Genomic DNA, 12991 nt, shown 5'->3' on the forward strand with positions numbered 1-12991 from the left:
CGGCGCGATGGCCGCAATCTGAACCGCCGCCGCGGCCGGGTCAAGCGGTCACAAATGCAACGATCGCTTCGCCCATCGCGGGCTCGGTCACGCTCGACATATGCGTACCGGGGATGGTGACGAGCCGCGCGTCGGGCAGCGCGGCGGCCAGATCCTCGGCCGATCCATTGTCCTGGTCCTGCTCGCCGCAGACCAGCAGGACCGGCATCGTCAGCGCCGCCAGCATGTCGGGCGAGGTGTCGGTGAAGCTGTCGAGCAACAACGCCGCGGCGACGCGGTCGATCTTCATCGTCTTCATGAACTGGATCGACAGCCAGGTGTCATCGCCGCGCTTCGCCGTCTCATATTCAGCGATCACGCGCTTGAAGAACTGCCCGCGCCGCTGCCACCCGGCGAGGCCGGCGAGACCCATCCCGCCGAGGATCAGCCGGCGCGGCGTCATTCCCGCGACGACGGCGCGGACGCTGGTACGCGCGCCGAGCGAAAAGCCGCCGAGGTCGAAATCGGCAAGCCCGAGATGTGCGATCAGATCCTGAAGGTCGTGCACCAGCACGTCGGGCGGATAGTTTTCGGGCTCGTGCGGTGCCTCGCTCGACCCGTGGACGCGCAGGTCGGGCATGATCACGCGGAAGCCCGCTTCGGAAATGCGAGCCGCGGTGCCGAATTTGATCCAGTTGACCTCGGCGCTCGAAAACAGGCCGTGGAGCAGGATCAGGGGGCGGGCGTCGCCGGTTTCGGGGCCGGTTGGCGGTCCCATCTCGCGCCACGCCAGCCGCACGCCGTCGCGCGCCTCGAAAAATTGCGGTTCGATCGTCATTCCCCTTCGCCGCGCGCCCGGGCCCAGCGGTCCTGCAACGGCGCATGATCCTCGCTGCGCATCTCGGGCAGGCCTTCGCCCGCGGTCCAGCCGTGGACGCGGCTTTCGACGCCGAAATGACTCGCCAGCCGCACCGCCGCGGGATCGTCGAGCGCCCCGACGGTCAGGTCGATATTCGGGCTGTCGGGATAGTCGAAGCTCAGCGGCGTGCCGCACTCGCCGCAAAAACCGCGGCGGCCGAACGGCGAGGACATATAGGTCGCGCGCTCGCGCCCGGTCCATTGGACGACCTCCTTCGCGACATTCCAGAACGCGGCCGCGACATTGCCCAGCGCCTGCTGGCACATGCGGCAATGGCACCAATAGGCGTCGCGGTCGGCATGCGTCGCCGAAAAACGGGTGGCGCCGCACTGGCAACCGCCGGTCAGCGCGTCGCTCATCGGGCCTGCAAGCCTTTTTGCTCCATCCGCCAGCGCGCCATTTCGATGCGGTCCTGCCCGAAAAACGGCTCGCCGTCGAAGACCAGTGTCGGCACGCCCCAGTGGCCCGCAATCTCTAGCGCGACCTGGTTCGCGGCAATTTCGGTGTCGAGCGCTTCGGCATCGGCCACCGCCTCGGCGTCGAGTTCGGCAAGGTCGAGACCCGCGCGCCGCGAGGCGCCCGCCAGATGATCGCCGCTATGCCAGTCCTGCGCGCCGCCCCAGATGAGCTGCGCGGCTTCGTCGGCGAACGCGAGCCCCTTGCCGCGCCGCGCCGCCGCCTGCCCCAGCCGCGTCAGGCGATAGATATAGGGCTGGTCGGCCGCTATCGCGCGGGTCGCGACGTCCTGAACGATGGGATCGGGGCGCGGCGGTCCGAATGGAATGCCGTGGAACTGCGCGACTCGGATCATATCGCGCATCGTATAGCTCAGCCAGTTGGGATGGCTGCGCTCGAAGAAATCGGGCTGGCGAATCGCCAGCGGATAGACCGGGCGCAGGTTGATGACGATATCGTGGCTTGCCGCGAGCGCGCGATAGCGGCCGATCGCGAGATAGGAGTAGGGCGAACGAGAGGACCAGAACAGGTCTGCGGCAAGACTCATGGGTACATCCTGCCCGGAAAGGGCGATGGCGCGCAAGCGCTGCCGGGACATTTTGCGCCGCGGCGGATGTTTTTGCGTTGCACCAATTTCATTGCTTATAATAGCTACTGCTATTATGTCGAATGCCATGAGCGAGACGATCGGTTTCCTGCTGAACGATACGGCGCGGATGTTTCGCCGCGCGTATAATGCGCGCACGCGCGATAGCGGGATTACGGCGCTGCAATCGCGCGTGCTGTCCTATCTGGCGCGTTATCCGGGCATCCGTCAGGGGCCGCTCGCCGAACTGATCGAGGTCGAGCCGATCACCCTGTCGCGGATGATCGACCGGCTCGAGGAATCGAGCCTTGTCGAGCGCCGCGCCGACCCGACCGACCGGCGGGCGTGGCAGCTCCACCTGACCGCATCGGCCGAACCCTTGCTCGACACGCTGCGCGAGACGGCACGCGACGTCGTCGCCGAAGCCACCGACGGGCTGAGCGATGTCGAACGCGACGAGCTGACCCGGCTTGTCGAGCGCGTCCGCGCCAACCTGTCGCGCCGCATTTGCCAAAAAGACCAAAAAGAGACCGCCTGATGGACCAGATTTCTCCCACCCGCCCCGTCGCCGAGGAAGCGAAGCCGCCCAAGCCCGCGCCGAAGGCCGACCCGGTCCCGCCGGCGCAGACCGCCGTCGCTCCCGAACCGGTGGTCAAGGACACGCCGAAATGGCGGAGCCGTCTGCTCCTGCTCAGTGTGCCGCTGGCGCTGATAGCGGCGGGCGGCTGGTACTGGCTGACGAGCGGCGGGTCGGTGTCGACCGACAACGCCTATGTCCAGATGGACAAGGTTTCGGTCGCTGCGGAAGTCGGCGGACGCATCACCGAGGTCGCGGTGCGCGACGGCCAGATCGTCAAGGCCGGCCAACTGCTGTTCCGCATCGATCGCGAACCCTATGCGCTGACCGTCGCGCAGGCGACCGCTGCGATCGACGCTGCCGAGGTTGAGGTCGGCAACCTTTCGGCGAGTGCGAACACCTCGAGCGTCGATATCGCCGCGGCGCGCGAGGACGTCAAATTCGCCGAGGTGAATTTCGCGCGTCAGGCAGCGCTGATGGAAAAAGGCTTTACCACCAAAGCCGCCTATGACGCGTCGCGCCACGCGATGACGCTGGCGCGCGAGCAGGTGCGGCAGGCCGAAGCGGTCGCGGCCGAGGCGCGCACCAAGCTCGCCGCCGGCCCCGCGAGCGGCATCAACCCGCAGGTCGAGGCGGCGCGCGTCCAGCGCGCGCAGGCTGAGGTCAACCTCGGCCGCACCGAAGTCCGCGCGCCGAGCGCCGGGCGCGTCGCGCAATCGGACCGGCTGCAGATCGGCCAGATGATGGTTCAGGGCCTGCCCGCAGTGACGCTGGTCGACACCGCGCATCCGTGGGTCGAGGCCAATTTCAAGGAAACCGACCTCGCCGACATGCGCATCGGCCAGCGCGCCGAAATCAGCTTCGACGCCTATCCGGGGCTGAAGGTGCGCGGCCATGTGCTGACGATCGGCGCCGGCACCGGCAGCGAATTTTCGGTGCTGCCGGCGCAGAACGCCACCGGCAACTGGGTCAAGGTGACGCAGCGCGTTCCGGTCCGTATCGCCTTCGACGAAAAGCCGTCGCGCGAGATGATCGCGGGGCTGTCGGCGGAAGTGCGGGTCTTCACGAAATAGCCATGGCCACCCGAGCATCCCCACGTCGGTCGGCCGCGGCGGCGCTGCCGGTCGACGACAGCGTGCCCTTGCACGAACGGGTGCGGTATCGCGGCCTGCTGACCGTTGCCGTGATGGGCGCGTCGGTGATGCAGATCCTCGACACGACGATCGCCAACGTCGCCATCCCGCACATGCAGTCGTCGCTCGGCGCGACGAGCGAGACGGTGAACTGGGTGCTTACCAGTTATATCATCGCGTCGGCTGTCGCGATGCCGATCACCGGCTGGCTCGCCGACCGGATCGGGCGCCGCCAGTTGTTCCTCGCCGCGGTCGCGGGCTTCATCGTCGCCTCGATGGCATGCGGCGCCGCGCAGAACCTCGAGGAGATGGTGGCGTTCCGCTTCCTGCAGGGGATCAGCGCCGCCTTCATCGGGCCGCTGTCGCAATCGGTGATGCTCGATATCAACCCGCCCGAACGCCATGCACGGGCGATGTCGATCTGGGGCATGGGGATCATGGTCGGGCCGATTCTCGGGCCGATATTGGGCGGCTGGCTGACTGAACAGGCGAACTGGCGCTGGGTCTTTTACGTCAATCTGCCCGTCGGCCTCTTGACCCTCGCGATGATGTGGGCGCTCCTCCCCGCCACGAAGACGACCAGTCGCCGCTTCGACCTGTTCGGCTTTTCGATGCTCGCGCTGGGGCTCGCGGCGCTGCAACTGATGCTCGACCGCGGCGCGAACCAGGACTGGTTCAACAGCACCGAGATCTGGATCGAACTCGGGGTCAGCGTCGCCTGCCTCTGGATGTTCATCATCCACCTGTTGACCGCGCGGTCGCCGCTGTTCAACCGCGCGATGCTCGCCGATCGCAATCTCGTCACCGCGATGGGCTTCATGGTCGTGATCGGCGTCGTGATGTTCTCCTCGATGGCGCTGCTGCCGCCGATGCTGCAGCGGCTGTTCGACTGGCCGGTGATCGATACGGGGCTTGTCCTCGCCGTCCGCGGTGTCGGTATCCTGATGAGCATGTGGGTCGCGGGCCAGTTGCTCGGCAAGGTCGATGCGCGCTGGATGGTCGGCACGGGGCTGTTTATCGCCGCTTATTCCTTGTGGCAGATGAGCCATTGGTCGCTGATGATGGGAAGCTGGCCGGTGATCGTCAGCGGGCTGGTGCAGGGGGTCGGCATGGGGCTGATCTTCATCCCGCTCAACACCATGGCGTTCGCGACGATCCCGCCGCAATATCGCACCGACGGATCGAGCCTGCTCAACCTGTTCCGCAGCGTCGGCGCCTCGGTCGGCATCTCGGTCGTCACGACCTTGCTCGGCGCCAACACGCAGACGAGCCACCAGGATCTTGCCGCGCATATCACCAACAGTTCGGTCAGCCTGCTCGACCCATCGACCGCCGACCGTTTCGGGATCGTCGGCGATACAGCGCTCGCGATGGTCAATGCCGAAATCAACCGGCAGGCGGCGATGGTCGCCTATATCGACGATTTCTGGCTGATGATGTGGATCACGCTGGCGTCGGTGCCGCTGGTGATCCTGTTGCGCCCGCCGCGGCCGGGGGCGCAGGCGGCGTCGGCCGCCGACATGGGGCATTGACGTTGAGAGGTCCGCATTGGGGTGGTGAGCGGACGTTTGAGGGTACGCCTATATTCCCCTCCCGCTTGCGGGAGGGGGAGCGAGGCTTGCCAGCTTGCTGGCTAGCCGCAGCGGGGAGGGCGTGTTGCGCCGTTACAGACCCTCCCCCGACCCCTCCCGCAAGCGGGAGGGGAGAAGGTCCGCTTCCGGCCGAAAGCCGACATTTCCCGATGTAACGGACCGCGACCTTTCTCTTCGATGCCGCGCGCCCTATGTAGGCGCCGCACAGCAAGGAAGTACCGCCGATGCCGATCAAGGCCGCCCGCGTCTATCATGATGGCAAGCTCATCCGCGAACTTGGCGCGGACGAGGCGATCCCCGAGGATTGCGACGACGGCGATTTCTTCTGGCTCGGGCTCTACGAACCGACGCCCGGCGAACTGGCCGCGATCGCCAAGCGCTTCGGCCTCCATCCGCTTGCGGTGGAGGATGCGCTGAAGGCGAACCAGTTGCCCAAGGTCGAAGCCTATGGCGACCAGCTTTTCGTCATCGCCCGAACCGCCAATCTCGACGGCGATACGATCCAGCCCGGCGAGACCGCTTTCTTCCTCGGCCCGCATTTCTTCGTCAGCGTCCGCCACGGGTCGGCGCGCACGCATACCGACGTGCGGGCGCGGCTCGAAACGCTGCCGGCCAAGCTCGCGCATGGGCCCGACTATGTCCTCTATGCGATCCTCGATTTCATCGTCGACGGCTATTTCCCGGTGATCGACGCGATCGAGGACCGGTTGCTGCTGGTCGAGGACAGCGTGATGGACACGCCGCTCGACGCTGCCGAAATCCGGCACCTCTATGCGCAGCGTCACGAGATCATTCGTTTCCAGCGCTTCGTCGGGATGATGAAGGAGGTTGCGAACAGCCTCGCGACCGACGACGACCTGCCCAATATCGACCCGGCGGTGCGCCCGTTCTTTCGCGACATATGGGACCATGTCCAGCGCGCCGAATTCCGCCTGAGCGGGCTGCGCGACATCGCCGCCTCGGTCATCGAGACCAACGGCATGCTCGAACAGCAGCGGCAGGGCGTGATCACCCGCCAGCTTGCCGCCTGGGCCGCGATCCTTGCGGTGCCGACGGCGATCGCGGGGATCTACGGGATGAATTTCGAGCATATGCCCGAACTCGGCTGGACCTTCGGCTACCCGCTGATTGTCGGCGCCATGGCGACGATCTGCGCAGGACTTTACTGGCGCTTCAAGAGCATCGGTTGGCTCTAGCGGGCTTTCGCGGGGAGCCGCATCCGCAGCCGTTCGAGTTCGCGCTGCGGCACCGGGGACAGCGACGCCGCCGCCTTGCCCTTGCGCAGCCGCTTGCGATCCTTCTCCGACGGTTCGACCCGCCGCACGCGCACCGCGGCGTGGCCCTGCGCCTTCATGCCCAGTTCTTCGGCGGCGCCGCGCGACAGGTCGATGATCCGGCCGGCGGCAAAGGGCCCGCGATCGTTGATCCGCACGATGATACGGCGCCCGGTATCGAGCGCGGTCACCTCGACATAGGCGGGGAGGGGCAACGTCGTGTGCGCGGCGGTGATCCAGCCGGGACGGAATTGTTCGCCGTTGGCGGTGCGGTTGCCCGACTCGCTGCCGTACCAGCTCGCATAACCGACCATATCATAAGCCGGCGCGGCGGCGGGGACATAGGTGGTGCCGCGCACCGCATAGGGCTTGCCGATCCGCACCGGCGTGTCGCTCACCGGCCGGAAATTGCCGCCCGCGCAGGCCGAGAGCATCAGCAGGGCGGCGGCCAAACCTGCCGGACGGTAGAGCATCGAAGGCTTCATTCGGGTGCCGCCGTCTTGATTGGGTTGCGGGCATGGACGGGCATTTCAGCCGGCAGTTCCAGCCAGCGATGCCTGTCCTCGGCCCACACCGCTTGCGCCGGCATCGGGAAATCGGGGTCGGCGAAGCTGCCGACGGCGACGCCGACCAGATGCGGCATGCGTTCGGGTTCCCACCACAGGGTCGAACCGCATCCGGGACAGAAATGGAAAGAAACCTCGAACCCGCTCGCCGACGGACGCCGGAAGGTCTTGGCTTCGCCCGCCGCCAGGCTGACGGAACCGCGCGGAAAAAAAGCCGCAACGCTGAACAGTGAACCGGTGCGCCGCTGGCAATCGCGGCAGTGGCAGAGCGAGACTTTCGACGGCTCGCCGGTGCATCGAAGCTGCAGCGTGCCGCAGTGACAGGAGGCGCGTCGTTCCATCGCGTATCGCCGATATCATCCCTTGCCCGGCAAACAAAGCGTGGCGGTTCTTGCACTTGTCCGCCGGACACCCTAAATTCGGGCCTCATCGATTGGAGACTTCGTCATGGACCGGAACCTGACCGCAACGCAGCCCCGCCTTGCCGCCAGGAAAGTCCATGTCCATGCCATCGATCACCGTTTCCCGTCTCAGTTGGTCCACGCCTGACGGCCGCGCCGTCCTTTCGGACCTCGACCTCCAGTTCCCGCCCGAACGTATCGGCATCGTCGGCCGCAACGGCGTCGGCAAATCGACGCTGCTGCGCCTGCTGACCGGCGAACTCGCGCCGTCCGCCGGCCATATCGCGATCGACGGCAGCGTGGCGATGCTGCGCCAGACGGTACAGGTCGCCGCGGACGAGCAGGTTGCCGACCTGTTCGGCGCGCGCGCCGGGCTTGCCCTGCTGCGCAAGGCCGAGGCGGGCAGGGCGAGCGTCGACGAGATCGCCGATGCCGACTGGACGCTCGAAGCGCGGATCGACGAAGCGCTGGCGAATGTCGGCCTGCCCGTGCCGCCCGACACGCCGCTGGCGTCGCTCTCCGGCGGCCAGCGCACGCGCGCCGCGCTTGCCGGCGCGATGTTCGCGGCGCCCGATTTCCTGCTCCTCGACGAGCCGACCAACAATCTCGATCGCGAAGGCCGCGAAGCGGTGCGCGGGCTGCTCGACGGCTGGCGCGGCGGCGCGCTCGTCGTCAGTCACGACCGCGAATTACTTGAGGGGATGGATGCGATCGTCGAGCTCACGACGCTTGGCGGCGCGCGTTACGGCGGTGGCTGGAGCGACTATCGCGCGCGCAAGGATATCGAGGCTGCCGCGGCCGAGGCCGAGCTGGCGGGCGCCGAAAAGGAACTCGGCCGGGTCCGGCGCCAGGCGCAGGTCACCGCCGAACGGCAGGCACGCCGCGATGCCGGCGGGCGGCGCAAGGCGGCGCGCGGCGACGAGCCCGCGATCCTGCTCGGTACGCTGAAGCGCCGCGCCGAGGAAAGCGTCGGCGCCAACCGCCGCCTCGCCGAACGCCAGCGCGGCGAGGCCGAGGCACAGCTTTCCGCCGCCCGCGCGAAGGTCGAGGTCATCGACCCGCTGTCGGTCGGCCTGCCCTCGACCGGCCTGCCCTCGTCGCGCACCGTGCTGTCGCTCGATCACGTCGGCGCGGGCTATGTCGAAGGTAGCCCGGTCATCGACGATTTTTCGCTGACCGTGACCGGTCCCGAGCGGGTCGCGATCACCGGCCCCAACGGATCGGGCAAGTCGACTTTGCTCGCGCTGATCGCCGGAACACTCGCGCCGTGGAGCGGCCATGTCCATGTGCCCGTGCCCTTTGCGCTGTTCGACCAGCGCGTCAGCCTGCTCGACCCGGCGCTGTCGATTGCCGACAATTTCCTCGTCCGCAATCCGGGCACGACCAACAATGCGTGCCGCGCCGCGCTGGCGCGCTTCCGCTTTCGCGCCGACGCCGCCGACCGCATTGCGGGAACATTGAGCGGCGGCCAGATGCTGCGCGCCGGGCTCGCCTGTGTCCTCGGTGCGCCGGTGCCGCCGCAACTGCTGATCCTCGACGAGCCTGCGAACCATCTCGACCTCGATTCGCTGACCGCGGTCGAGACGGGGCTCGCGGCCTATGACGGCGCGCTGCTCGTGGTCAGTCACGACGCCGCGTTCCTCGATGCGATCGGAATCACGCGCGAGGTGACGATGCCGCACGGCCGCGATTAAGGGATGACAGCCGGTTTCGCCGCGCTACACCAGTGGCATGAAGAAACTGATCTCCGCCGCGGCCCTGCTTGCCGTGCTCGCGCCCGCGGCTGCCCAGGCCGCCGATCCCCGCCCCGATCAACTGGCCTTCCGCGAGCTCTACAGTGAGCTGGTCGAAACCAACACGACGCTGTCGTCGGGCAGTTGCACGCTCGCCTCCGAACGGATGGCGGCGCGGCTCAAGGCGGCGGGTTTTGCCGACGACCAGTTGACCTTGTTCGCGACGCCCGAGCATCCGAAGGAGGGCGGTCTCGTCGCCGTCTATCCCGGCACCGCCAAGGCGGCGAAACCGATCCTGCTCGTCGCGCACATCGACGTCGTCGAGGCGAAGCGCGAGGATTGGGAGCGCGATCCGTTCAAGCTGATCGAGGAAGGCGGCTATTTCTATGGTCGCGGCACGCTCGACGACAAGGCACAGGCGGCGGTGTGGGTCGACACGCTGATCCGCTTCAAGCAGCAAGGCTATAAGCCCAAACGCACGGTCAAGCTGGCGCTGACCTGCGGCGAGGAGACGAACGGCGCGTTCAACGGCGTCGAATGGCTCGCCGCGAACAAGCGCGAGCTGATCGACGCCGAATTCGCGCTCAACGAGGGCGGCGGCGGTGACAGCGACGGCAAGGGCAAGGTGCTCGGCCAGTCGGTGCAGGTCGGCGAAAAGACCTTCGCCAATTTCCGCCTCGAAACGCGCAACCCCGGCGGGCACAGTTCGGTGCCGGTGCGCGACAATGCGATCTACCAGCTGTCGCGCGCGCTGACCAAGATCGACGAATATGAATTTCCTGTCGAAATGACCGACGTGACGCGGCGCTTCGCCGAGGCGGGCGCGGCGCGCGGCGACGAGACAGGCAATGCGATGGCGGCGCTGGCCAAGAATCCGGCCGACAAGGCGGCGCTGGCGATCGTCGACAAGGATCGTTTCCTCCACGGCAATATCCGCACCACGTGCGTCGCCACGCTGCTCGACGGCGGACATGCGCCCAACGCGCTGCCGCAGCGCGCGAGGGCGAACATCAATTGCCGCATCTTCCCCGGCCACAGCATCGAATCGATCAAGGCCGAGCTGGAAAAGGTGATCGGCGATCCCGGCGTCGCCGTCACCCAGCTACCGCCCAAGCGCCCCGCGCCCCCGGCACCGCCGCTCGATCCGAAGATCATCGGTCCGATGGAAAAGCTCGTCGCCCAATATTGGCCGGGGCTGAAGGTGATCCCGTCGATGTCCAACGGGTATACCGATGCGACCTTCCTCGGTGCGGTCGGCATTCCGACCTATGGCATCCCGGGAATCTGGGGCGACCCCGACGGCAATGGCGTCCACGGTCTCAACGAACGCGTCGAGGTGAAAGCGATCTATGTCGGGCGCGATTATATGTTCGACCTTGTGAAGGCCTATGCCGACAAGCCCTGATACCTCCGCTCCGGCGCTAGGCCTCGGGCCCGTGCGTCAGGCGGCGCGGGCCTTGCGTCCCTTCGCGGCGGCAGCGCGCGCGGCTTTCAGCTCCTCTTCGCCGCACAATATGTCCATATAGAGTTCGGCGTTGCGACGGCGCTCGGCAATGCTCTGCCGGACCCCGATCGCATAATAGCCGATCTGGTGGTAATAGAAGACGCGGGCGCGGATCGCCGCATGCTCCTTGTCGCAGCCGATCGCCTCGAAGAATTTCTGCAGCGTATCGAGCCGCTCGCGGTCGGCGCGTTCGACCGCCCATTCGGCACGCTTGTCGGCGCGGGCCCATTCGCGCACGGCAAGGTCGAACCGGTAATCATAACCGTCGGATTCGATCAGCCTGCCGATCACGCGATCGAGCCATTCGATGGCATCGCCCGGGCGCGGCGGCGGCGGATCGTCGGGCAGGAAGCGGCAGCTATTTTCCCAATGCCGGATGATCTGCTCGAAGAATTCGTCGCGATCCTTGAAATTATGATAAAATCCGCCGCGCGTCACGCCAAGCCGGTTGGCGAGGCGATCGACCTTCAGCCCGGCGATGCCTTCATCGACCAGCGTTCGCTGCGCGGCCTCGATCCAGTCTTGCACCGTATTTTTCGGCGTGCGTCCAGCCATAGGTTTCATATTCCCCGTTGCGCCCGCTGTCCGGGCAATCGGACATCGCACTTCCCCCATGTCATATTTTCGCGAAACAACAAAGCCGGCGTGCATCGATGCATGATAATTTCGCAGGCCATCGCGAAATGCCAACGCACTGGCGAGGGCCGTTCGGGCGTGCCTTGCAAGTTAAATGCATTTATGAATTAAATTGCGAGCAAGGTGCGGCGGTCCCTCGTCGCGATCCGGATGCGGCCGGCCGATTTCTCTCCCCGGCGGTGCCGCCATCGCTTGCGCCCGGCCGCATTTTCGATAGGTGATGCGGCCGGGAACGGCGGAGCGGGCAGGGGTCCGACTGCCGGTTCAAGGTGATGGTTCGGGCGAGCATTCGGGGGCGACATGCGGCACAGCGATTTTGGCCTCGAAGATCATCCGCTGCGGGCGGCGCTGTCGAGCGAAATGCATGTCCGCAAGCTGCCTCCGATGGCTGCTCCGACGCGCATGATGCAGGTCGTGCTGTCCGGCGACCGCGGCGACATCGCGCTCGAACGGCACAAGCTTGCCGAACTGTTCGCATTCGATGCTGCGGAGGCGAAGGATGGGGCGAATTTCCTGCTCGGCGAACGCGGCGACATGCGCATCGTGTGGGAACGGCACACCGAATTTTCGAGCTATATGTTCATCCGCGCGGGCGCCTTCGACGACCCCTTCGATCCGGATGCCTTCGCCGCGATCCCCGACCGCTGGTTTGCGGATCTGCCGGGGAAGGTGGTTCGGGCAACGCAATTCGCCTTTTGCGATGCGGCGATCGCCGATCGCGCCGCCGATTATTTTTCGGCCGAAGACCTCGTCGTCTGTGACGTCGCCGACGGGGCGGGGCGGATCTGGTCCGATTTCCGGATTCATAGGGACGGCTTCGGGCGCCTGCTGCTGGCGGACAAGGGCCTGACCGGGCCCGAGGCTTCGCTCGTTGTCCAGCGCCTTCAGGAACTCGGCAATTATCGCAACATGGCGCTGCTCGGTCTGCCGATGGCGCAGCGGCTGACCCCCGAAGTGTCGGGGTTCGAGGCGCGGCTCGCCGCGCTTTCGGCGGCGATTGCAACCGGGGAAAGCGCCGACGAGACGTTGCTGCGCGACCTGTCGGCGCTCAGCGCCGAACTCGCCGGCGTCGTCGCCGAGACGCGGTACCGGATGAGCGCGTCGCGCGCCTATTCGGAAATCTCGCACGACCGGCTCGCCAGCCTGCGCGTCGGGCGGGTGCAGGGGTATCAGACGCTGGCCGATTTCACCGACCGCCGCCTGCTGCCGGCGGTGCGCACCTGCATCTCCTTTTCGGCGCGGCTCGAGGACCTGTCGCAGCGGCTCGCATGGACGAGCTCGCTGATGCGGACGCGCGTCGATACCGCGCTGTCGCGCCAGAACCGCGACCTGCTCGCCTCGATGGATCGCCGCACCGACCTGCAGCTCCGGCTGCAACAGACGGTCGAAGGGCTGTCGGTGGTCGCGATCAGCTATTATCTCGTCGGGCTGATCGGTTATGCCAGCAAGGGTCTTGCGCTCGGCGAGGCGGGGCACGGCGTGCTGATGGCGATCGCCGTTCCCATCGCACTCGCGGTGACCTGGCTCGGGATGCGGCGAATCCGGCGGCAGTTTGCGCACGAATGATCGCCCGCCGAAACGATGGCATCGCCTATGTGTCGCCCACGCCGTTCGCGGGGGCGACACAAGCTTCCC

The 12991-nt window shown here is 66.7% G+C and carries 13 protein-coding genes; 7 read left to right on the forward strand and 6 right to left on the reverse strand.

Translation table 11 applies throughout. From position 1 onward, the window contains the following. Positions 1–40: 40 nt before the first annotated feature. The 3 genes from AN936_RS01835 to AN936_RS01845 are packed head-to-tail and all read right to left on the reverse strand — an operon-like array spanning position 41 to position 1901. Positions 41–817, reverse strand: a complete 777-nt coding sequence (locus tag AN936_RS01835; RefSeq protein ID WP_054586654.1) for an alpha/beta fold hydrolase — start codon at positions 815–817, stop codon at positions 41–43. Further along, positions 814–1257, reverse strand: coding sequence for a GFA family protein (locus AN936_RS01840; RefSeq protein ID WP_054586655.1), 444 nt, complete (start codon positions 1255–1257; stop codon positions 814–816). Before AN936_RS01840 ends, AN936_RS01835 begins: the two co-directional genes overlap by 4 nt. Continuing rightward, the gene (locus tag AN936_RS01845) at positions 1254–1901 is read right to left on the reverse strand and encodes a 2-hydroxychromene-2-carboxylate isomerase (RefSeq protein ID WP_054586656.1); all 648 of its coding nucleotides are present in this window, start codon (positions 1899–1901) and stop codon (positions 1254–1256) included. The genes AN936_RS01840 and AN936_RS01845 overlap by 4 nt, the downstream gene beginning before the upstream one ends. A 127-nt stretch (positions 1902–2028) precedes the next feature. On the opposite strand from AN936_RS01845, the gene AN936_RS01850 reads away from it, so the two are divergent. From AN936_RS01850 to AN936_RS01865, 4 genes are all read left to right on the forward strand, one after another. Beyond that, positions 2029–2478, forward strand: coding sequence for a MarR family winged helix-turn-helix transcriptional regulator (locus tag AN936_RS01850; protein ID WP_054590039.1), 450 nt, complete (start codon positions 2029–2031; stop codon positions 2476–2478). Beyond that, on the forward strand, positions 2478–3590 hold the full coding sequence (locus AN936_RS01855; RefSeq protein WP_084758106.1) for an HlyD family secretion protein: 1113 nt from the start codon (positions 2478–2480) through the stop codon (positions 3588–3590). The genes AN936_RS01850 and AN936_RS01855 overlap by 1 nt, the downstream gene beginning before the upstream one ends. A gap of 2 nt (positions 3591–3592) precedes the next feature. Next, a complete protein-coding gene (locus AN936_RS01860; RefSeq protein WP_054586657.1) occupies positions 3593–5182 on the forward strand; it encodes an MDR family MFS transporter in 1590 nt (529 codons plus the stop codon). A gap of 284 nt (positions 5183–5466) precedes the next feature. Next, on the forward strand, positions 5467–6438 hold the full coding sequence (locus tag AN936_RS01865) for a magnesium and cobalt transport protein CorA (RefSeq protein WP_054586658.1): 972 nt from the start codon (positions 5467–5469) through the stop codon (positions 6436–6438). On the opposite strand, the gene AN936_RS01870 is transcribed toward AN936_RS01865, so the two are convergent. Beyond that, positions 6435–7001 carry a septal ring lytic transglycosylase RlpA family protein gene (locus tag AN936_RS01870; protein ID WP_084758107.1) on the reverse strand — a complete coding sequence of 189 codons (567 nt, stop codon included), beginning with the start codon at positions 6999–7001 and terminating at the stop codon, positions 6435–6437. The two genes, AN936_RS01865 and AN936_RS01870, sit on opposite strands and share 4 nt — an antisense overlap. Further along, entirely contained in the window at positions 6998–7423 is a 426-nt protein-coding gene (locus AN936_RS01875) for a GFA family protein (protein WP_054586659.1), read from the reverse strand. Before AN936_RS01875 ends, AN936_RS01870 begins: the two co-directional genes overlap by 4 nt. Positions 7424–7581: 158 nt before the next feature. Here AN936_RS01875 and AN936_RS01880 point away from each other — a divergent pair, with 158 nt between their 5' ends. Then, positions 7582–9177 carry an ABC-F family ATP-binding cassette domain-containing protein gene (locus tag AN936_RS01880; RefSeq protein ID WP_420496827.1) on the forward strand — a complete coding sequence of 532 codons (1596 nt, stop codon included), beginning with the start codon at positions 7582–7584 and terminating at the stop codon, positions 9175–9177. Positions 9178–9214: 37 nt separating this feature from the next. Beyond that, positions 9215–10621 carry a M20/M25/M40 family metallo-hydrolase gene (locus AN936_RS01885; RefSeq protein ID WP_054586661.1) on the forward strand — a complete coding sequence of 469 codons (1407 nt, stop codon included), beginning with the start codon at positions 9215–9217 and terminating at the stop codon, positions 10619–10621. Between the two features lie 36 nt (positions 10622–10657). On the opposite strand, the gene AN936_RS01890 is transcribed toward AN936_RS01885, so the two are convergent. Next, a complete protein-coding gene (locus tag AN936_RS01890) occupies positions 10658–11284 on the reverse strand; it encodes a TetR/AcrR family transcriptional regulator (protein ID WP_158500031.1) in 627 nt (208 codons plus the stop codon). A gap of 372 nt (positions 11285–11656) precedes the next feature. On the opposite strand from AN936_RS01890, the gene AN936_RS01895 reads away from it, so the two are divergent. Then, positions 11657–12922: a DUF3422 family protein gene (locus AN936_RS01895; protein ID WP_054586663.1), complete on the forward strand. Its 1266-nt coding sequence runs from the start codon at positions 11657–11659 to the stop codon at positions 12920–12922. Positions 12923–12991 lie beyond the last annotated feature (69 nt).

It is taken from the genome of Sphingopyxis macrogoltabida, from assembly GCF_001307295.1.
Classification (GTDB): Bacteria; Pseudomonadota; Alphaproteobacteria; order Sphingomonadales; family Sphingomonadaceae; genus Sphingopyxis; species Sphingopyxis macrogoltabida_B.